Annotated in this window: 1 protein-coding gene (running past one end of the window); it reads left to right on the plus strand. The window is 74.0% G+C overall.

The window, feature by feature from the left end:
- Nucleotides 1–23131 carry the 5' portion of a type I polyketide synthase gene (locus ACFRMN_RS05690; protein ID WP_383013701.1) on the plus strand. The gene runs 5534 nt beyond the window's last position, so 23131 of the gene's 28665 nt are visible here — the first part of the coding sequence; its start codon is at nucleotides 1–3; its stop codon lies off the right edge, out of view.

Raw genomic sequence — 23131 nt, forward strand, 5'->3', positions numbered from 1 at the left:
ATGGACAACGAACAGAAGCTCCGGGACTACCTCAAGCTTGCCACCGCCGATCTCCGACGGACACGGCAGCGGGTCAATGAGCTGGAGACGGCGGCCCAGGAGCCGATCGCCATCATCGGAATGACCTGCCGCTACCCCGGCGGTGTCAGCAGCCCGGAAGACCTCTGGCGGCTGGTCGAGGCCGGTGAGAACGGCATCACGGCGTTCCCCACCGACCGCGGCTGGGACGCCGAGGCGCTTGCCTCGTCCAGCACCTCGTCCGGCGGATTCCTGCACGACGCCCCCGACTTCGACGCCGACTTCTTCGGCATCTCGCCGCGCGAGGCCGTGGCGATGGACCCACAGCAGCGCGTCGCGCTGGAGTCCGCCTGGGAGGCGTTCGAACGCGCGGGCATCGACCCGACCTCGGTCAAGGGCAGCCAGACCGGTGTGTTCATGGGCGCGATGGCCCAGGACTACCGGGTCGGCCCCGCGGACGGCGCCGAGGGATTCCAGCTCACCGGCAACACCGGCAGCGTCCTGTCCGGACGTATCTCCTACACCTTCGGCACCGTCGGCCCCGCGGTCACCGTGGACACCGCCTGCTCCTCCTCGCTCGTGGCCGTCCATCTCGCCACCCAGGCGCTGCGCGCGGGGGAGTGCACCCTCGCGCTGGCCGGCGGTGTGACCGTCATGTCGAGCCCCGGCACCTTCATCGAGATGGGCCGACAGGGCGGCCTCTCCGCGGACGGCCGCTGCCGCTCCTTCGGAGACACCGCCGACGGCACCGGCTGGGCCGAGGGCGTGGGCGTCCTCGTCCTGGAACGGCTCTCCGACGCCCGGCGCAACGGGCACGAGATCCTTGCCGTGGTGCGCGGCACCGCCGTCAACCAGGACGGCGCGTCGAACGGACTGACCGCCCCCAACGGCCCCTCCCAGCAGGAGGTCATCCAGCAGGCCCTGATCAACTCCCGGCTCTCCGCCGCCGAGGTCGACGCCGTCGAGGCGCACGGCACCGGCACCACGCTCGGTGACCCGGTCGAGGCACAGGCGCTGCTCGCCACCTACGGCCAGGGCCGCGACGAGAGCCGTCCGCTGCTGCTGGGCTCGGTCAAGTCGAACATCAGCCACACCCAGGCCGCCGCCGGTGTCGCCGGTGTCATCAAGATGGTCATGGCGATGCGCCACGGAGTGCTGCCGCGAACCCTGCTGGCCGACGAACCCTCCTCGCATGTCGACTGGTCCCAGGGCGCTGTCCGCGTCCTCACCGAGAACGCCCCGTGGCCCGAGACCGGCGCGCCCCGGCGCGCGGGCGTCTCCTCCTTCGGCATCAGCGGCACCAACGCGCACACCATCGTCGAGCAGGCCCCGGCCGCACCGGAGCCCGGGGACGGAGCCGACACCCCCGTGGACGGCGCGCGCGTCGCGCCGGGCACCGTACCGCTGCTGATCTCCGGACGGACCCGTGAGGCGCTGCGCGCCCAGGCCGCCGGGCTGCTGGCCGCGCTGGAGAACGACCCCGCCGCGACCGTCCTCGACACCGCCTACTCACTGGCCACCACCCGGGCCGGCTTCGAGCACCGCGCCGTGCTCATGGCCGCCGACCGCGACGGCGCGCTCGCCGCGCTGACGGCGCTTGCCGAGGACCGGGAGACGGCCGGGCAGCTGCGGGGCGCTGTCCAGGGCGCCACCCAGGGCGACGGGAAGCTGGCGTTCCTCTTCACCGGCCAGGGCTCCCAGCGCCTCGGCGCCGGCCGCGAACTCCACGCCGGATTCCCGGTGTTCGCCCAGGCGCTGGACGCCGCCTTCGCCGCACTCGACCCACTGCTCGACCGGCCGCTGCGCGAGGTGCTCTGGGGCGAGGACGCCGACGCGCTGAACCGTACCGAGTACGCGCAGCCCGCGCTGTTCGCCGTCGAGGTCGCGCTGTACCGGCTGGTCGAGTCCTGGGGCGTCAAGCCCGACTATCTGACCGGTCACTCGATCGGTGAGATCACCGCCGCCCATATCGCGGGCGTGCTGTCGCTGACCGACGCGGCGGCCCTCGTCACCGCCCGGGGCCGGCTGATGCAGGCGCTGCCCGAGGGCGGCGCGATGATCGCCGTACAGGCCACCGAGGACGAGGTCACCCCGCTGCTGGCCGGTCACGAGGACGCGGTGTCGATCGCCGCGGTCAACGGCCCCTCGGCCCTCGTCCTCGCGGGCGAGGAGAGCACGGTCACCGAGATCGCCGCCCGGCTGGCGGACGAGGGCCGCAAGACCAAGCGGCTTACGGTCTCGCACGCCTTCCACTCGCCGCTCATGGAGCCGATGCTCGACGAGTTCCGCGCCGTGGTGGCAGGCCTGTCCCTCCAGGCGCCGCTGCTGCCGTTCGTCTCCAACCTCACCGGCGAGCCCGCCACGGTCGCGCAGGTGACCTCGGCCGACTACTGGGTGGACCATGTCCGGCGGGCCGTACGGTTCGCCGACGGCGTCGGCTGGCTCGCCGGCCACGGCGTCACCACCTTCCTCGAACTCGGCCCCGACAGCGTCCTGTCCGCGATGACCGAGGACTGCCTCGACACCGCGGACACCGCGGAGACAGAGGACCACGCCGCGCTCCCCGCGCTGCGGGCCGGCCGCCCCGAGACCGACACCCTCACCACCGCACTGGCCGGACTGTACGTACGCGGCGTCACCGTCCGCTGGGCGGAGTACTTCGCCGGCACCGGCGCACACCGTCACGACCTGCCGACCTACGCCTTCCAGCGCCGCAGGTACTGGCCCAAGGGCGGCGCCCGGAACCAGTCCGCCGACCTGCGGGCCGCCGGGCTCGGCGCGGCCCACCACCCGCTGCTCTCCGCCGCCGTCTCCCTCGCCGACTCCGAGGGCGTGCTCCTCACCGGCCGGCTCTCGCTCCAGTCCCACCCGTGGCTCGCCGACCACGCCGTACGCGGCACCACACTGCTGCCCGGCACCGCCTTCCTCGAACTCGCCCTGCGCGCGGGCGACGAGGTGGGCTGCGACCTGGTCGAGGAACTGACCCTGGCCGCGCCGCTGATCCTGCCGGAACGGGGCGGCATGCAGGTCCAGCTGTGGATCGGCAACCCCGATGACTCCGGCCGCCGCACCGTCAACGTCTACTCGCGCCCCGAGGGAAGCGACGAGACGGCCTGGACGCGGCACGCCACCGGCGTACTCTCCGCCGACGGGCGGGCCGAGGAGCGGGCCGCCGGGTTCGACGCGGCCGTCTGGCCCCCCGCCGGGGCCGAACCCGTCGCCGTCGAGGGTGTGTACGACCGGCTGGCCGACGACGGCTTCGCCTACGGTCCGGTCTTCCAGGGCCTGCGGGCTGCCTGGCGGCGTGACGGCGACGTGTACGCCGAGGTCGTACTCCCCGAGGGCGGCGAGGCCGACGCGGACGCGTTCGGTCTGCACCCCGCGCTGCTGGACGCGGCGCTGCACGCGGCGTCCTTCGTCGAACTCGGCGCGGAGAGCCGCGGCGGACTGCCCTTCTCGTGGGAGGGCGTGTCGCTGCACGCGACCGGCGCCTCCGCGCTGCGGGTACGGCTCTCCCCGGCCGCCGAGGACGCGGTCTCGATCACCGTCGCCGACACCTCCGGCGAGCCGGTCGTCTCCGTCGAGTCGCTGGTGCTGCGCGCGGTCGCGGAGCGGGAGTTGGACGCCGCCGCCACGGCCGCCCGCGACGCGCTGTTCGGCCTGGACTGGGTCCCCGTACGAGGGGGGACGCGGGCCCCCGAGTCCGTTGCCCTCGTCGGCCCCGACGCGTTCGGACTCGCCGGGCAGGGGGCACTGGCGGGCACGGTCGCGGTCCATCCCGATCTCGCGGCGCTGGCCGCGGGCGAGGAGCCGGTACCGGCCGTCGTCCTCATGACGATCGGTGGCACGTCCGAAGACGATCCGTCCCGGTCCGCGCACGCGCTGACCGCCGAGGTCCTGGCGGCGGCACGGGCCTGGCTCGCGCAGGAGCGGTTCGCCGGGTCACGGCTGGTGTTCGTGACACGCGGCGCGGTGGGTGGCGCCGATGTGGCGTCGGCCGCGGTGTGGGGTCTGGTGCGCTCCGCGCAGTCGGAGAACCCCGGCAGCTTCGGCCTGGTCGACCTGGACCCGGCGGAGCCGGTCGCGCTCCCGCTCCGGGCGCTGGATCCGGACGAGCCGCAGCTGATCGTCCGGGACGGCGAGACCAGGGCCGGACGGCTGGTACGCAGGGCGCTCGGCCGGATCGAGGCGGGGCCGGTCTGGGACGCCGAAGGCAGTGTGCTGATCACCGGTGGTACGGGCGGTCTGGGCGCGGTCATGGCGCGGCATCTGGTGGCCGGGCACGGCGTGCGCCGACTGCTGCTGGTGAGCCGCCGGGGCCCGGACGCCGAGGGCGCGCGGGCGCTGACGGACGAGCTGACGGAGCTGGGCGCCGAGGTCTCGGTCGCGGCGTGCGACGCGGCCGACCGAGACGCACTGGCCGGGCTGCTGGCCCGCCACACCGTCTCCGCCGTGATCCACACTGCGGGTGTGCTGGACGACGGTCTCGTCGCCTCGCTCACGCCGGAGCGGCTGGAGGCGGTCCTGCGCCCCAAGGCCGACGCGGCCTGGAACCTCCATGAACTGACACGGGGGCAGGACCTGGCCGCGTTCGTGGTCTTCTCCTCGGTCGCCGGAGTGATCGGCAGCGCGGGACAGGGCAACTACGCGGCCGGGAACGCCTTCCTGGACGCGCTGATGGAGCGCCGTCGGGCCGAGGGCCTGCCGGGTGTGTCCCTCGCCTGGGGCCCCTGGGACCGTACCGGCGGTATGACCGGCTCCCTGGCCGAGTCCGAGGCGGAGCGGCACGCACGCTCCGGAGTGCCCGCGCTCCCGGTCGAGCAGGGGGTGGCGCTCTTCGACGCCGCGCTGACCACCGGTGAGGCCGCCGTCGTACCCGTACGGCTGGATCTGCCGGTTCTCCGCGCGCAGGGTGAAGTCCCGCCGCTGCTGCGGTCGTTGATCCGTACCCGCGCCCGCCGGGCGTCCGTCGCCGGATCGAGTACGGCCGGCGGTCTCGTCCAGCGGCTGACCAGGCTGGACGCGACCGAGCGCGCCGAGCTGCTGCTCGATCTCGTACGCGGACAGGTCGCCCTCGTCCTGGGCCACACCAGCGGCGCGGACATCGACGCCGGGCGCGCCTTCCGTGAGCTGGGCTTCGACTCGCTGACGGCGGTGGAGCTGCGCAACCGGCTGGGCACCGTCACCGGACTGCGGCTGCCCGCCACACTGGTCTTCGACTACCCGACCGTGCGCGCCCTGGCCGCCTACCTCCTCGATGAACTGCTGGGCTCCGACGCGGCGGTGGCCGGGCCTGCCGCCACACGGACCGCCGCCGTGGCCGACGATCCGATCGTGGTCGTCGGGATGAGCTGCCGCTATCCGGGGGGCGTGGCCTCGCCGGAGGATCTGTGGCGACTGGTCACCGAGGGCGCGGACGCCATCTCCGGCTTCCCCACCAACCGTGGCTGGGACGTCGAATCGCTCTACCACCCGGACCCGGACCACCTCGGTACGGCGTACACCCGCTCGGGCGGATTCCTGCACGAGGCGGGCGAGTTCGACCCGGCGTTCTTCGGTATGTCGCCGCGTGAGGCGCTGGCCACCGACTCGCAGCAGCGGCTGCTCCTCGAAGCCTCCTGGGAGGCCGTGGAGCGGGCGGGCATGGACCCGACGACGCTGCGCGGCAGTGCGACCGGTGTGTTCGCCGGGGTGATGTACAGCGACTACGGCGCGGTCCTCGCGAGCCCGGAGTTCGAGGGCTTCCGGGGCGGCGGCAGCTCGGCGAGCCTGGCCTCCGGCCGGGTCTCCTACACGCTGGGCCTGGAAGGCCCGGCGGTGACGGTGGATACGGCCTGCTCGTCGTCGCTGGTCGCGATGCACTGGGCGATGCAGGCGCTGCGCAGCGGCGAATGCTCGCTGGCACTGGCCGGCGGTGTGACGGTGATGTCGACCCCGTCGGTGTTCGTGGACTTCGCGCGCCAGCGCGGACTGTCACCCGACGGCCGCTGCAAGGCGTTCGCCGACTCGGCCGACGGCGTCGGCTGGTCCGAGGGCGTCGGCATGCTGGTCCTTGAGCGGCTGTCCGACGCGCGGCGCAACGGCCACGAGATCCTGGCGGTGGTCCGCGGCTCGGCCGTCAACCAGGACGGCGCGTCCAACGGACTCACCGCCCCCAACGGTCCGTCGCAGCAGCGCGTGATCCGTCAGGCACTCGCCAGCGGCGGACTCGCGGCCGACGACATCGATGTGGTGGAGGCGCACGGTACGGGCACCACGCTCGGTGACCCGATCGAGGCACAGGCCCTGCTCGCCGCGTACGGCAGGGACCGCGACCCGGAGCGCCCGCTGCTGCTCGGCTCGGTCAAGTCGAACATCGGTCACACCCAGGCCGCCGCCGGTGTCGCCGGTGTGATCAAGATGATCATGGCGATGCGCCATGGCGTGCTGCCCCGCACGCTGCATGTCGACGCCCCGTCCTCGCACGTGGACTGGTCCGAGGGCGCGGTGGAACTGCTGACCCAGCAGACCGCCTGGCCCGAGACCGGCCGCCCGCGCCGGGCCGGTGTCTCCTCGTTCGGTATCAGCGGCACCAACGTCCACACCATCATCGAGCAGGCCCCGCGCACCCCGGCCCCGGCGCGCACCGCGCCGCGCCGCGAGCCCGGAGCGGTGCCCTGGCTGATCTCGGGCCGGACCCGGGACGCCCTGCGCGGCCAGGCGGCCCGGCTGCTCTCCTACGTACAGGCGCGGCCCGAACTGGACCTGGTGGACGCGGCGTTCTCGCTCGCCACCACCCGTACCCGGTTCGACCACCGCGCGGCCGTGGTCGCGGGGGACCGTACCGCGCTGCTGCGGTCCCTCACCGCGCTGGCCACCGACCGCCCCGACGCCGGACTGATCGAGGGCGAGGCGGCACGTCGGGGCAGGACCGCGGTGCTCTTCACCGGCCAGGGCAGCCAGCGGCCCGCCATGGGACGCGAACTGTACGAGCGGTTCCCGGCGTTCGCCGACGCGCTCGACGCGGTGCTCGCCGAGCTGGACCCGCTGCTCGACCGCCCGCTGCGCGAGGTGCTGTTCGCCGACGCGGGCACGGCCGAGGCCGCCCTGCTGGACGAGACCGGCTGGACGCAGCCCGCGCTGTTCGCGGTCGAGGTCGCGCTGTTCCGTCTCGTACGGTCCTGGGGCGTCACCCCGGACTTCGTGGCCGGCCACTCGATCGGTGAACTCGCGGCGGCCCATGTCGCGGGCGTGCTGTCGCTCGCGGACGCCTGCGCCCTGGTCGCGGCCCGCGGCCGGCTGATGCAGGCGCTGCCCGCCGGCGGCGCGATGGTCGCGGTACAGGCGGCCGAGGACGAGATCACCCCGCTGCTGGCCGACCGCGCGGACGCCGTCTCGATCGCCGCGGTCAACGGCCCCGACTCGGTCGTCGTCTCCGGGGACGAGGACGCGGTCCTGGAGATCGCCGCCGCGTTCGACGCGCGCGGGCGCAAGACCAAGCGGCTGCGGGTGAGCCATGCCTTCCACTCACCGCGCATGGCCGGGATGCTCGACGCGTTCCGCGCCGTCGCGGAAGGACTCACCTACAGCGCGCCGCGCATCCCGCTGGTCTCCAATCTGACCGGCGCCCTCGCCACCGACGAACAGGTGTGCTCGGCGGAGTACTGGGTCGCGCATGTCCGTGACGCGGTCCGCTTCGCCGACTGCGTACGCACCCTGCGCGACGCCGGCACGACCACCTTCCTGGAACTGGGCCCCGACGCACCGCTGTCCGCCATGGCCCAGGACACCCTCGGCGACACCTACGAAGCCGAACTCGTCCCGCTCTGCCGCGCCGACCGCGACGAGGAAGCGGCCGTCACCACCGCGCTGGCCAGGCTCCAGGTCCAGGGCGTGACGGTCGACTGGCCGGCCTACTTCGCGGGCAGCGGCGCCCGCCGCGTCGATCTGCCGACCTATGCCTTCCAGCACACGTTCTACTGGCCCGAACTGCCCCCCGCCGCCGCCGCGAGCGCCGACCCGGGGGACCAGCGGCTGTGGGCCGCCGTGGAGCGCGGCGACGCCGATGAGCTCGCCACCATCCTCGGTCTGGGCGAACACGAACACGACTCCCTCGGCTCCCTGCTGCCCGCGCTGACCTCCTGGCGCCGCGGCAAGCGGGAGAAGACCCTGCTGGACTCGCTGCGCTACCGCGTCGAATGGACCAGGCTCGACAAGCCGGCCGCCCCGGTCCTGGACGGCACCTGGCTGCTCGTCACCAGCGAGACCGACGGCTCTCCCACGGCGGACGGCGGCGATGATCTCGCCGAGCACCTGGCGGGCGCGCTCAGCGCCCACGGCGCGCGGGTACGCCGCCTCGTCCTGGACCCCTCGTGCGCCGACCGGCAGACGCTGGCCGCGCGGCTCGAAGCCGCCAAGTCCACCGACGACTTCGACAGCTCCGCGCAGGTGCTCTCCCTGCTCCCGCTGGACGAGCGCACGAGCGACAGCTACGCGCCGCTCACCCACGGCCTCGCCCTGACGCTCGCGCTCGTCCAGGCACTGGACGACACCGGATCCCGGGGACGGCTGTGGACGGCCACCCGGGGCGCTGTGTCCACCGGCCCCGCCGACCCGGTCACCCACCCCGCCCAGGCCGCCGCCTGGGGCCTCGGCAGGACCGTGGCCCTGGAGTACCCGCGGCTCTGGGGCGGACTGATCGACCTGCCCGGCACACTCGACCAGCGGGCCGCCCAGCGGCTCGCGGGCGTGCTCGCCACGAAGGACGCCCCCGACGGCGAGGACCAGGTGGCGCTGCGCGCCTCCGGAGTCTTTGGCCGCCGGCTCGTCAGGTACGCCGTCGACGCGCTGCCCGCCGCCGAGGAGTTCACCGCCCGGGGCACCGTACTGGTCACCGGCGGTACCGGTGGCCTCGGCGCCGAGGCCGGCCGCTGGCTGGCCCGCTCCGGCGCCGAGCACCTTGTCCTTACCTCCCGGCGCGGCCCGGACGCCCCCGGCGCCGCCGAACTCCGCGCCGAGCTGGAGGAGCTGGGCGCCCGTGTCGAGATCGTCGCCTGCGACGCCGCCGACCGCGACGCGCTCGCCGCCGTACTCGCCGGAATCCCGGCCGAACTACCGCTGACCGGGGTGGTGCACACCGCGGGCGTCGGCCAGTACGGCCCCCTCGCCGAGCTGACCCCCGCCGAGTTCGCCGGGCTGACCTCCGCGAAGCTGGCCGGGGCCGCGCATCTCGACGCCCTGCTCGGGGACCGCGAACTCGACCTGTTCGTCCTCTTCGGCTCCATCGCCGGTGTCTGGGGCAGCGGCGGCCAGAGCGCCTACGGCGCCGCCAACGCCTACCTCGACGCCCTCGCCGAGCACCGGCGCGCCCGGGGACTGACCGCCACCTCCGTCGCCTGGGGCCCCTGGGCCGAAGCCGGCATGGCCACCGACGAGGCGGTCTCCGGCGCCCTGAAGCGCCAGGGACTCGGCTTCCTGGAGCCGGGCCCCGCGCTGACCGAACTGCGCCGCGCCGTCGTCCAGCGGGACACCACCGTCACGGTCGCCGACGTCGACTGGGAGCGCTACGCACCGGTCTTCACCTCGGCGCGCCCCAGCGCGCTGCTCGCCGCTCTGCCCGAGGTACGGGCGCTCGCCGCGGCCGCCGAACAGGGCGGCACCGGCGGCGCCTCCGAGTTCGTCACGCGCGTACGCGCCCTGGACGAGCCCGAGCGGGACCGGTTCCTCTCCGATCTCGTACGAAGCGAGGCCGCGGCGGTCCTCGGCCACAGCTCCGCCGACGGCGTCCCGGAAGGACGCGCGTTCCGCGACATCGGCTTCGACTCGCTCACCGCCGTCGAACTGCGTAAGCGGCTCTCCGGCGTCACCGGCCTCACCCTGCCGAGCACCATGGTCTTCGACTATCCGACCCCGGTGGAGCTGGCACGGTATCTGGGGGCCGAGATCCTTGGCTCCGTCCTGGAGGTGGCGGGTCCGGTCGCCACCGGCGCCGCCGACGACGAACCCATCGCCATCATCGGGATGAGCTGCCGCTTCCCGGGCGGCGCCGACTCCCCGGAACAGCTGTGGGACCTGGTCACCAACGGCGCGGACGCGGTGACGGAGTTCCCCGTGAACCGCGGCTGGGACGCCCAGGGGCTCTTCGACCCCGACCCCGACCGGCAGGGCAAGACCTACTCGACGCTCGGCGGATTCCTGCACGAGGCCGACGCGTTCGACCCCACGTTCTTCGGTATCTCCCCGCGCGAGGCGCTGGTGATGGACCCCCAGCAGCGGCTGCTGCTGGAGACCACCTGGGAGACCTTCGAGCGCGCCGGGATCAGCCCCGCCGCGGCACGTGGCAGCCTGACCGGCACCTTCATCGGCTCCAGCTACCAGGACTACGGCCTCGGCGCGGGCGACGGCGCCGAGGGCCATATGGTCACCGGCAGCAGCCCGAGCGTCCTGTCCGGACGTATCTCGTATGTCTTCGGGCTCGAAGGCCCCGCCGTCACCGTCGACACCGCCTGCTCGTCCTCGCTGGTCGCGCTGCATCTGGCCTGCCAGTCGCTGCGCAACGGAGAGTCCACACTCGCCGTCGCGGGCGGCGCCACGATCATGACCACGCCCGCCCCCTTCGTCGCGTTCAGCCGGCAGCGGGCCCTCGCGCAGGACGGCCGCTGCAAGGCGTTCTCCGACGAGGCCGACGGCATGACGCTCGCCGAGGGCGTCGGCATCCTGCTGGTCGAGCGGCTTTCCGACGCCCGGCGCAACGGACACCCCGTCCTCGCGGTGATCCGCGGCTCCGCGATCAACCAGGACGGCGCGTCCAACGGACTCACCGCCCCCAACGGCCCCTCGCAGCAGCGCGTGATGCGCCAGGCGCTGGCCAACGCCCGCCTCGTCCCCTCCGACATCGACGCCCTGGAGGCGCACGGAACCGGTACGCCGCTGGGCGACCCGATCGAGGCGCAGGCGCTGCTGGCGACCTACGGCAGGGACCGCGACCCGGACCGCTGCCTGCTGCTCGGCTCGGTCAAGTCGAACATCGGGCACACCCAGTCCGCCGCCGGTGTCGCGAGCGTCATCAAGATGGTGATGGCGCTGCGTCACGGCGTCCTGCCGAGGACGCTGCACGCGGAGAACCCGTCCTCACACGTGGACTGGTCCTCCGGCACGGTGCGGCTGCTGCACGAGGCCGTCCAGTGGCCCGAGACCGGCCGTCCGCGCCGGGCCGCCGTCTCGTCGTTCGGCATCAGCGGCACCAACGCCCATACGCTGCTTGAGCAGGCGCCCGTCGCCGACGAGCCCGAGGAGACCGCTCCCGCGCTCCCGCCGGTGCCCGTCGCGGGCGGCGTCGTCCCGTGGGCCGTCTCGGCCAGGACCGGAGCCGCGCTGCGCGAGCAGGCGGCCCGGCTGGTCTCGTACGTCGAGAACGCGGACCCCGCGCCGCGCCCGATCGATCTGGGCCACTCGCTCGTCTCGTCCCGCTCGGTCTTCGAACACCGCGCCGTGGTGGTCCCCACCGAGGACAGCGACCCGCTGGAGGCCCTGCGCGCCGTCGCGGCCGACGGACCGTCGGCCGTGGTGGCCCGGGGCGTGGCCGATATCGAGGGCAGGACGGTCTTCGTCTTCCCCGGACAGGGCTCGCAGTGGGCCGGAATGGGCGCCCGGCTGCTGGCGGAGTCGCCGGTCTTCGCCGAGCGGATCGGTGAATGCGCCGCCGCTCTCGGCGAGTTCGTGGACTGGTCCCTCATCGATGTGCTGCGGGAGGCGGAGGGCGCGCCCACGCTGGAACGCGTCGATGTCGTCCAGCCCGCCTCGTTCGCGGTCATGGTGTCGCTCGCGGCCCTCTGGCGCTCCCAGGGCGTGGAGCCCGCGGCGGTCGTGGGCCACTCGCAGGGCGAGATCGCGGCGGCCGTCGTGTCCGGCGCGCTGTCCCTGCGGGACGGCGCCCGGGTCGTGGCACTGCGCAGCCAGGCCATCGGCCGGGCACTGGCCGGTCACGGCGGGATGATGTCCGTGGCGCTGCCGGTGGACCAGCTGGAAGGCCGGCTGGAGGCCTGGTCGGGCCGGGTGTCGGTGGCCGCCGTCAACGGGCCGCGCTCGGTCGTCGTCTCCGGCGAGCCGGAGGCGCTGGACGAACTGTCGGCGGAGCTGACGGCCGAGGACGTACGGGTCCGCCGGGTCGCGGTGGACTACGCCTCCCACTCCGCGCAGGTCGAGAATCTGCACGACGAACTCCTCGACGTCCTCGCGCCGGTCACCCCGCGCGCCTCCGACGTCCCGTTCTTCTCGACGATGACCGGCGACTGGCTGGACACCGAGGGGATGGACGCGGGCTACTGGTTCCGCAATCTGCGCCGGCGGGTCCTCTTCGCCGACGCCGTACGCGCTCTGCTGGGCGCCGGACACCGCGCCTTCATCGAGGTCAGCTCGCACCCCGTACTGACCATGTCGGTACAGGACATGATCGACGAGACGGCCGAACCGGCCGTCGCCACCGGCACGTTGCGCCGTGACCAGGGCGGCGTCTCGCGCTTCCTGCTGTCGGTCGCCGAGGCCTACGTACGCGGAGTGGAGGCCGACTGGGCCGGACTCTTCGCGGGCACGGACGCCCGCCGGGTCGATCTGCCGACGTACGCTTTCCAGCACGAGAGGCTTTGGGCCATACCGCCCGCCCCCGAGCACGCGGTCGCCGCCGACCCCGCCGACGAGGAGTTCTGGGCGGCGGTGGAGCAGGAGGACATCTCCGCGCTGACCTCCACCCTGGGCACGGACGAGGACTCCGTGGCCGCCGTACTGCCCGCGCTGTCGTCGTGGCGCAGGTCCCGCAAGGACCGTACGACCGTCGACTCCTGGCGCTACCGGGTGTCCTGGACGCCCGCGAGCACCGTTCCGCAGCGGTCGCTGACGGGCGGCTGGCTCGTCGTCTCCGCCGAGGGGCACGACACCGGTGAGGTGGCCGACGCGCTGAGCGGCCAGGGCGCCGAGGTGATCCGGCTGGTGCTGGACGAGGCGTGCGTGGACCGCGCGGTCCTCGCCGAACGGCTGGCCGCGGCCGGTGAGTTCGCCGGGGGCGTCTCCACGCTCGCCGCCGCCGAGGAGCCCGGTGAGCTCAACCCCGGACTGACCCTCGGACTCGCGCTGACCGTCTCGCTGGTCCAGGCCCTGGGCGACGCCGGAATCGAGGCCCCGCTGTGGTTCCTCACCCGGGGCGCGGTCTCCACCGGCCGCTCCGACGAGGTCACCTCCCCCGTCCAGGCACTGGTGTCCGGCGTCGGCTGGACCGCCGCGCTGGAACACCCGCAGCGCTGGGGCGGCGTCATCGACCTGCCGCACACGCTCGACCGGCGGGCGGCCGGACGGCTCGCCTCCGCGCTCTCGGGCGCGCTCGGCGAGGAGGACCAGCTCGCCATCCGCTCCTCCGGCGTCCTCACCCGCCGTATCGTCCGCGCCGGAGCCGGTGAGCAGGGGATCTCCCGCGACTGGACACCGCGCGGCACCACCCTCATCACCGGCGGCTCCGGCACCCTCGCCCCGCATCTCGCCCGCTGGCTGGCCGGACAGGGCGCCGAGCACCTGGTGCTGATGAGCCGCCGGGGCATGGACGCCCCGGGCGTGGCGGAACTGGTCGCGGAACTGGCCGCGTCGGGTACGGAAGCCGTCGCCGTCGCCTGCGACGTGACCGACCGCGCCGCCGTCGCCGCGCTCCTCGCGGACCTCAAGGCCGAGGGCCGTACCGTACGCACGGTCGTCCACACCGCCGCGCTCATCGAGCTGTACTCCCTGGCCGAGACCACCATGGACGCCTTCTCCCGTGTCCTGCACGCGAAGGTGACCGGCGCCCAGGTCCTGGACGAACTCCTCGACAACGACGACCTGGACGACCTGATCCTCTACTCGTCCACCGCCGGTATGTGGGGCAGCGGGGCGCACGCCGCCTATGTGGCGGGCAACGCCTATCTCGCCGCGCTCGCCGCCCACCGGCGCGCCCGCGGTCTGCGCGCCACCTCCCTGTCCTGGGGCATCTGGGCCGACGACATCAAGGCCGGCCGCGTCGACCCGAACATGATCCGCCGCAGCGGTCTGGAATTCATGGACCCGCGGCTGGCGCTGACCGGGCTGAAGCGGGCCCTGGACGACGACGAGAGCGTCATCGCGGTCGCCGACGTCGACTGGGAGACGTACTACCCCGTCTACACCTCCAGCCGCCCCACGGCCCTCTTCACCGAGGTCCCCGAGGTCCGCGCCCTCACCGAGGCCGCCGAGCAGAGCACCGGCACCGTCGTGGAGGGCGAGTTCACGGCCCGGCTGCGCGCGCTGTCCGCCGCCGAGCAGGAGCGGCTGGTGCTGGAGGTCGTCCGCACCGAGGCCATGGCCGTCCTCGGCCTCTCGTCGCCCGACGCCCTGCCCGACCAGCGCGCCTTCCGTGACGTCGGCTTCGACTCGCTGACCGCCGTCGGACTGCGCAACCGACTCGCCTCCGTCACCGGGCTGACGCTGCCCACGACCATGGTCTTCGACTACCCGAGCCCCGCCGCGCTCGCCGGATTCCTCCGCTCCGAACTGGCCGGCGCGCAGAGCGCCACCGGCACGGCCGCGCTCCCCGCGTCCCTCTCCGCCGCCGACGACGACCCGATCGCCATCGTCGGCATGAGCTGCCGCTACCCCGGCGGGGTCACCTCCCCGGAGGAGCTGTGGGAGCTCGTCCTGAACGGTACGGACGCCATCTCCGGCTTCCCCGCCGACCGCGGCTGGGACGCCGAAGGGCTTTACGACCCCGACCCGGACCGCTCCGGCAGGACCTACTCCGTCCAGGGCGGATTCCTGCGGGACGTAGCCGAATTCGACCCCGGCTTCTTCGGTATCTCGCCGCGTGAGGCCATGTCGATGGACCCGCAGCAGCGCCTGCTGCTGGAGACGGCCTGGGAAGCCTTCGAACACGCCGGGATCGACATCGTCGCCCAGCGCTCCAGCCTCACCGGCACCTTCATCGGCGCCAGCTACCAGGACTACGCGTCCAGCGTGGCCAATTCCGCCGAGGGCTCCGAGGGCCACATGATCACCGGCACGCTCTCCAGCGTGCTCTCGGGCCGGGTCTCCTACCTCTTCGGCTTCGAGGGCCCCGCCGTCACTCTCGACACCGCCTGCTCCTCCTCGCTGGTCGCGCTGCATCTGGCCTGCCAGTCGCTGCGCAACGGCGAGAGCTCCCTCGCGCTCGCCGGCGGCGTCAGCATCATGTCCACCCCCAGCGCCTTCGTCGGCTTCAGCAGGCAGCGGGCGCTCGCGGTCGACGGCCGCTGCAAGGCGTACGCCGAGGCCGCCGACGGCATGACGCTCGCCGAGGGCGTCGGGCTGGTCCTGCTGGAGCGCCTTTCCGACGCCCGGCGCAACGGCCACACCGTGCTCGCGGTCGTACGCGGCTCCGCCGTCAACCAGGACGGCGCCTCCAACGGCCTCACCGCCCCCAACGGCCCCTCGCAGCAGCGGGTCATCCGCCAGGCCCTGGCCAACGCCGGACTCGCATCCCGCGAGGTCGATGTCATCGAGGGCCACGGCACCGGCACCGCGCTGGGCGACCCCATCGAGGCAGGGGCCCTGCTCACCACCTACGGCCAGGACCGGGACGCCGAACGGCCCCTGCTCCTCGGCTCGGTGAAGAGCAACATCGGCCACACCCAGATGGCCTCAGGCGTCGCCAGCGTGATCAAGATGGTGCACGCGCTCCAGCGGGGCATCGTGCCGAAGACCCTGCACATCGACACCCCGTCCTCGCACGTCGACTGGTCCTCCGGCGCCATCGGTCTGCTGACCGAGCAGGCCGACTGGCCCGAGACCGGCCGGCCGCGCCGCGGCGCCGTCTCCTCCTTCGGACTCAGCGGCACCAATGTGCACACCATCCTCGAACAGGCCCCCGCCGAGGAGCCGGCCGAGGTGCCCGCCGGGGAGCCGGCCGAGGTGCCCGCCGGGGAGCCCGCCGAGGGACCGGCGCCCGACAGCGAGTCCCGCCCCGGCATCCTGCCGCTGGTGGTCTCCGCCAGGAGCGAGACCGCGCTGCGCGCCCAGGCGGGACGGCTGCTCTCGCTGGTGGAGGAGCACCCCGACACACGCCTCACCGACCTCGCGTTCTCCCTGGCCACCTCCAGGGCCGGCCTGGAGCGCCGTGCCGCCGTGGTGGCGGGGGAGCGCGACGAACTGCTGCGGGGCCTGCTGGCCCTGCGCGACGGACTGCCGGGCCCCGGGGTCGTCCAGGGCGGTACGGGCCGCGGCCGTACGGCGTTCCTCTTCACCGGCCAGGGCAGCCAGCGCCCCGGCATGGGTCGGGAGCTGTACGAGCGGTTCCCCGTCTTCGCCGACGCGCTCGACGCCGTACTGGCGCGGGTCGACGGCACGCTGGACCGGCCGCTGCGCGAGATCCTGTTCGCCGCCGAGGACTCGGCGGAAGCGGCCCTGCTCGACCGGACCGAGTACGCGCAGCCCGCGCTCTTCGCCATCGAGGTGGCGCTGTTCCGGCTGGCCACGTCCTGGGGCATCACCCCGGACTATCTGGCCGGGCACTCCATCGGTGAACTCGCCGCCGCGCATGTCGCCGGGGTGTTCTCCTTGGAGGACGCCTGCGCCCTGGTGGTGGCGCGTGGCAAGCTGATGCAGGCGCTGCCCGAGGGCGGCGCGATGATCTCCCTCCAGGCGGCCGAGGACGAGGTCCTGCCGCTCCTCGCCGGACGCGAGGAGCAGGTGTCCATCGCCGCCGTCAACGGCCCGGCGTCGCTCGTCGTCGCGGGCGCCGAGGAGGCCGTCCTCGACATCGCCGCGACGATCGGGGCCGACGGGCGCAAGACCAAGCGGCTGCGGGTGAGCCATGCCTTCCACTCACCGCTCATGGACGCCATGCTCGACGACTTCGCCGAGGTCGCGCGGGGCATCACGTATCACCCGCCGGTCATCCCCCTCGTCTCCAACGTCACCGGTTCGCTCGCCACCGACGGCCAGGTGAGCACCCCGGAGTACTGGGTCACGCACGTACGGCAGGCCGTCCGCTTCGCCGACGGGATCAACTGGCTCTCGACGCAGGGCGGTGTCCGTACGTTCCTGGAGACCGGCCCCGACGGGGTGCTCTGCGGCATGGCCAGGGACAGCCTCACCGACGCGCCGCGCACCGGACTGCTGCCGCTGATGCGGGCCGGCCGGCCCGAGGAGCGGACGGTCGTCACCGCGCTGGCCGGGGCGCACGCCCACGGCGTGGACATCGACTGGGCCGCGTACTTCGCGGACACCGGCGCACGCCGGATCGAACTGCCGACCTACGCCTTCCAGCGCGAGCGGTACTGGCCCGACACGCTCGCCGTCACGGCCACGCCGCAGAGCGCGGCCGGCGCGGCGGACGCCGAGTTCTGGTCGGCCGTGGAGCGCGACGACATCAGCTCGCTCGCCGCCTCGCTGGGCCTCGACGACGCGACCGTCACCGCGATGGTCCCGGCGCTGACCGCCTGGCGCCGCCGCCGCGACGAGCAGTCCGAGGTGGACGCCTGGCGCTACCGGGTCACCTGGAAGCCGCGGACCGGATCCACCGCGCCGACCGCGCTCACCGGCCGCTGGCTCGTCCTCACGCCGCCCCGTACGGAGGACGCCGAGTGGTCCGCCGAGGTCGTCCGCGCCCTCGCCACCCGCACCGTCAACTGCGAGGTCACCGGCGCCGACCGGACCGCGCTCGCCGCCCGGCTGACCGAACTCCACGCCGAACACGGGGAGTTCGCCGGAGTCCTGTCACTGCTCGGGCTGGCCGGCTGTGAGAGCGTCTCACGCACCGGCGTACCCGACTCCCTCCTCCTGACCACCGTCGCCGTACAGGCGCTCGGTGACGCCGGGATCGGCGCGCCGCTGTGGACCGTCACCCGGGGCGCGGTCTCCGTGGGCCGCTCCGAGGCGGTGGTCGGACTCGACCAGGCAGCCGTATGGGGCCTCGGCCGCGTCATCGCGCTGGAACAGCCCGACCGCTGGGGCGGCTGCGTCGATCTGCCCGAGCGCCTTGACACCCACACCGCGCGCAGGCTGCGCGGCGTCCTGGCCGGGACCGGCGGCGAGAGCGAGGCGGCCGTACGCGCCTCCGGCGTCTTCGTACGCCGGCTCGCCCACAGCCCCGCCGCACAGAGCGAGGGACACCCCTTCGACCCGTCAGGCACCATCCTGATCACCGGCGGCACCGGCGGCCTCGGCGGACATGTCGCGCGCGGGCTCGCCCGCGCCGGCGCCGAACATCTGCTGCTCGTCAGCCGGCGCGGCGAGGACGCCCCCGGCGCGGCGGCGCTGCGCACCGAACTGACCGGACTCGGCGCCCGGGTCACTATCGCGGCCTGCGATGTCGCCGACCGCGAGGCGCTGGCCGCCCTGCTCGGCTCCGTCCCCGAGGACACCCCGCTCAGCGCGGTCATCCACACGGCCGGTGTCGTGGAGGACAGCGTGGTGGACGCGCTGACCCAGGACAGCTTCAGGACCGTCCTGGACGCGAAGGTCGCCTCCGCGCGCAATCTGCATGAACTGACCGGCCGGCTGCCGCTGTCCGCGTTCGTCCTCTTCTCCTCCACGGCAGGCGTCTTCGGCGCCGCCGGACAGGGCAACTACGCCGCGGCCAACGCCTATCTGGACGCCCTCGCCGAATACCGGCGCGCACACGGACAGACCGCGCTCTCGGTGGCCTGGGGCCCCTGGGCCGGATCCGGCATGGTCGCCGACGCGGCCGAGATCGAGACCCGCGTACGGCGCGGCGGATTCGAACCGCTCGCCCCGGAACCCGCCGTCCGCGCCCTGCTCCGCGCGATCGAGCAGGACGACACCGCCCTCGCGCTCGCCGACATCGACTGGACCCGCTTCCTCCGCGCCTTCGCCGCGACCCGCCCCCTGCCGCTCGTCGGCGACCTGCCCGAAGCACGGCAGTCCGCCACCGCACCGTCCGGCGCCACCGACGGGGAGCCGGAGCTGCGGCAGCGGCTCGCGGAACTCCCCGAGGCCGAGCGCGGCGCATACGTGCTGGACCTGCTGCGCGGCCAAGTGGCCGCCGTGCTCGGCCACTCCGACGCCGGCGCCATCGAGGACGACCGGGCCTTCCGTGACCTCGGCTTCGACTCGCTGACCACACTCGAACTGCGCAACAGTCTCGCCGCCGCCACCGGGCTCAGCCTCCCCGTCTCCCTCGTCTACGACCGGCCGACCCCGCGCGAGATGGCCGACTTCCTGCTCACCGAACTCCTCGGCTCGCTGCCGGGACCGGCCGCCGCCGGGCCGGTGGCGGCGGGACGCCCGCTCGACAACGACCCGATCGCCGTCGTCGGCATCAGCTGCCGCTTCCCCGGCGGGGTCTCCTCGCCCGAGGAGCTGTGGCAGCTGCTCGAAGAGGGCAGGGACGGCATCACCCGCTTCCCGGACGACCGGGGCTGGGACCTCGACGCCCTCGGCGCGGGCGCCTCCGACACCCTCGACGGCGGATTCCTCACCGGCGTCGCAGACTTCGACGCCCGCTTCTTCGGCATCTCGCCGCGTGAGGCGCTGGCCATGGACCCCCAGCAGCGCCTGCTGCTGGAGGCCACCTGGGAGGCGCTGGAGCGGGCCGGGATCGACCCGTCCACTCTGCGCGGCTCCACCACCGGCGTCTTCGTCGGCACCAACGGCCAGGACTACCCCAATCTGCTGCGCCGGTCCGTCTCCGACGTCCAGGGGTATGTGGCCACCGGCAACACGGCCAGCGTCATGTCCGGCCGGCTCTCCTACGCCCTCGGTCTGGAGGGCCCGGCCGTCACCATCGACACCGCCTGCTCCTCCTCACTGGTCGCGCTGCACTGGGCCGGGAAGGCACTGAGCGCCGGTGAATGCTCGCTGGTGATCGCGGGTGGTGTCTCCGTGATGTCGAGCCCCGACTCCTTCGTCGAGTTCTCCACCCAGGGCGGACTGGCCCCCGACGGCCGCTGCAAGGCGTTCTCCGACTCCGCCGACGGCACCGCCTGGTCCGAGGGCGTCGGCATCCTCGTCCTGGAACGGCTCTCCGACGCCGTACGCAACGGACACGAGGTCCGCGGCATCATCCGCTCCACCGCCGTCAACCAGGACGGCGCGTCCAACGGCCTCACCGCCCCCAACGGCCCCTCGCAGCAGCGCGTCATCCGGCAGGCGCTCGCCGACGCCGGACTGACCGCCGCCGACATCGACGCCGTCGAGGCCCATGGCACCGGCACCACCCTGGGCGACCCGATCGAGGCCCAGGCCCTGCTGACCACGTACGGCCGCGACCGGGAGCGCCCGCTGCTCCTCGGCACCGTCAAGTCCAACATCGGCCACACCCAGGCCGCCGCCGGTGTCGCGGGCGTCATCAAGATGCTGCTGGCGATGCGGCACGGCACCCTGCCCAAGTCGCTGCACATCAACAGCCCCTCCACGCATGTCGACTGGACGGCGGGTGACGTACGGCTGCTCACCGAGCCGGAGGCGTGGCCGGAGACCGGCCGCCCGCGCCGCGCGGGAGTCTCGGCGTTCGGTGTCAGCGGTACGAACGCGCATGTCATCGTCGAGCAGGCACCGGCCGTCGAGACGCCGATGGCGCGGGCCGCCGAGCCCGTCGCCACCCCCGCGCTCGTACCCTGGATCGTCTCCGGCAGGACCCGCGAGGCACTTCAGGCCCAGCTCGACCGCGTCACCTCCTTCGCCGCGCTCCACACCGGCCTGTCGCCGCTGGACATCGGCCGCTCGCTCGCCACGGACCGTACGGTCTTCCCGCACCGCGCGGTGCTGCTGGCCGGCGCCGACGGCGTACGGGAGAGCGCGCGCGGCGTCGCGAGCCGCGCCCCCGGCAAGTCCGCGTTCCTCTTCTCCGGCCAGGGCAGCCAGCGCGGAGCCATGGGCCGCGAGCTGTACGAGCGGTTCCCCGTCTTCGGCGAAGCCCTCGACGCGGTCCTCGCCCATCTGGACACCGAGCTCGAATTCCCGCTCAGGGAAGTGCTGTTCGCCGACCCGGGCACCTTCGAGGCGGAACTGCTCGACGAGACGGGCTGGACCCAGCCCGCGCTGTTCGCGGTCGAGGTCGCGCTGTTCCGGCTCGCCGAATCCTGGGGTCTCACCCCCGACTTCGTGGCCGGTCACTCCATCGGTGAGATCACCGCCGCGCATGTGGCGGGGGTGTTCTCCCTGGCGGACGCCTGCCGGCTGGTCGCGGCACGCGCCACGCTCATGCAGGCGCTCCCGCAGGGCGGCGCGATGGTCGCCCTCCAGGCCACCGAGGACGAGGTCGTGCCGCTGCTGGACGGCGACGTCTCCATCGCGGCTGTCAACGGCCCGCGCGCGCTGGTCATCGCCGGTACGGAGGACGGCGTCCTGGAGGTCGCCGAGCTGTTCGCCTCCGACGGCCGCCGCACCAGGCGGCTGCGGGTCTCGCACGCCTTCCACTCGCCGCTGATGGACCCGATGCTGGCGGACTTCGCCCGCGTCACCGAAGGTCTCACCTACGAGGAGCCCCGTATCCCGGTGGTCTCCAACCTGACCGGCGCCGTGGCGACGGCGGACGAACTGCGCTCGCCCGCCTACTGGGTGCGGCATGTGCGCGAAGCCGTACGGTTCGCCGACGGCGTGCGCACCCTGCGGGACGCCGGGGTGGGGACGTTCGTGGAACTGGGCCCCGACGGGGTGCTCGCCGCGATGGCCCAGCAGAGCCTGGACGGTGCCGAGCCCGCGCCCGCGGTGGTGCCGCTCCTGCGCAAGGACCAGGGCGAGGAGGCGGCCGTGGTCGCCGCGCTGGCCACGCTGCACACGCATGGCACGGGACCGCGCTGGGCCGCGTTCTTCGAGGGCCTGGGGGCGCGCCGGGTCGAGCTGCCGACGTACGCCTTCCAGCGCGAGCGGTACTGGCCCGAGCCCGCCGCGCTCGCCGCCGCCGGGACATCCGGCCCGGTGGACGCCGAGTTCTGGTCGGCGGTGGAGCGCGAGGACCTGGAGTCGCTGGCCGCCTCGCTGGACCTGGACGGCGACACCGTCACCACGATGGTGCCCGCGCTCTCCGCCTGGCGCCGCCGCCGGGGCGAGCAGTCCGCCGGCGCCAACTGGCGCTACCACGAGACCTGGACACCGCTCGCCGCCCCGGCCGCGGCCGAACCGTCCGGCGACTGGCTGGTGATCGTGGAGTCCGGCGCCGACTCGCCGTGGCTCTCCGCCGCCGTCGAGGCGCTGCGTACGGGCACGGCCCGGCTGGACACGGTCGCGGCCGACCCCGCCGACCCCAACGGGCTGATGGAACCGCTGGCCACGGCGCGCGCGGACCGGGACGGAGCCCCCTACACGGGCGTCATCTCCCTGCTCGCCACCGGAGCCCTGGGCGCCACGGGCACCACGGACCTGCCGTCCGACGCGGCCTGGCCCGACGCGCTGCTGACGGCCCTGGAAGCGGCCGGGATCGACGCGCCGCTGTGGTGCGTCACCCGGGGCGCCGTCTCCGTGGCCCCCTCCGAGCCGCCGCTCAGCGCCGGACAGGCCGCCGTATGGGGCCGGGGCCGGGTCACCGCACTGGAGCACCCCGACCGCTGGGGCGGTCTCATCGATCTCCCCGGGACGATCGACGACCGCACGGGCGCCGCCTTCGCGGCATTCCTGACAGCCCGTCAAGAGCGTGACGGCGAGGACCAGATCGCGGTCCGCGCCGGCGGAACCCTCGGACGCAGGCTCGTCCGTACGACCACCACGGAGGCCAACCCGTCCGGCGCCTCCTGGCGCCCCACCGGCACCGTGCTCATCACCGGCGGTACGGGAACGATGGGCGGCCGGGCCGCCCGCCGACTGGCTCGCGAGGGCGCCAGGCACCTCGTACTGACCGGCCGTCACACCTCCGACCTCGCCGGGTCCGACGCGCTCGAAGCCGAACTGAAGCGGCTCGGCGCCACCGTCACCTTCGCCGTCTGCGATCTCTCCGGCACCTCCGGCCACGAGGCGCTGACCGCACTGCTCGACGCGCTCCCCGAGGACGCGCCGCTGACCGCGGTGATCCACGCGGATCAGGCCACCGGCACCGCCGGCTCCGGATCCACGGGACTCGCCGCCGCGCTCGCCGGAGTGAACCGGCTCGACACCGTCCTCGGCGACCGGCCGCTCGACGCGTTCGTCCTCTTCGGCACGATCGCCGGAG

It is taken from the genome of Streptomyces sp. NPDC056835 (genome assembly GCF_042789485.1).
GTDB lineage: Bacteria > Actinomycetota > Actinomycetes > Streptomycetales > Streptomycetaceae > Streptomyces.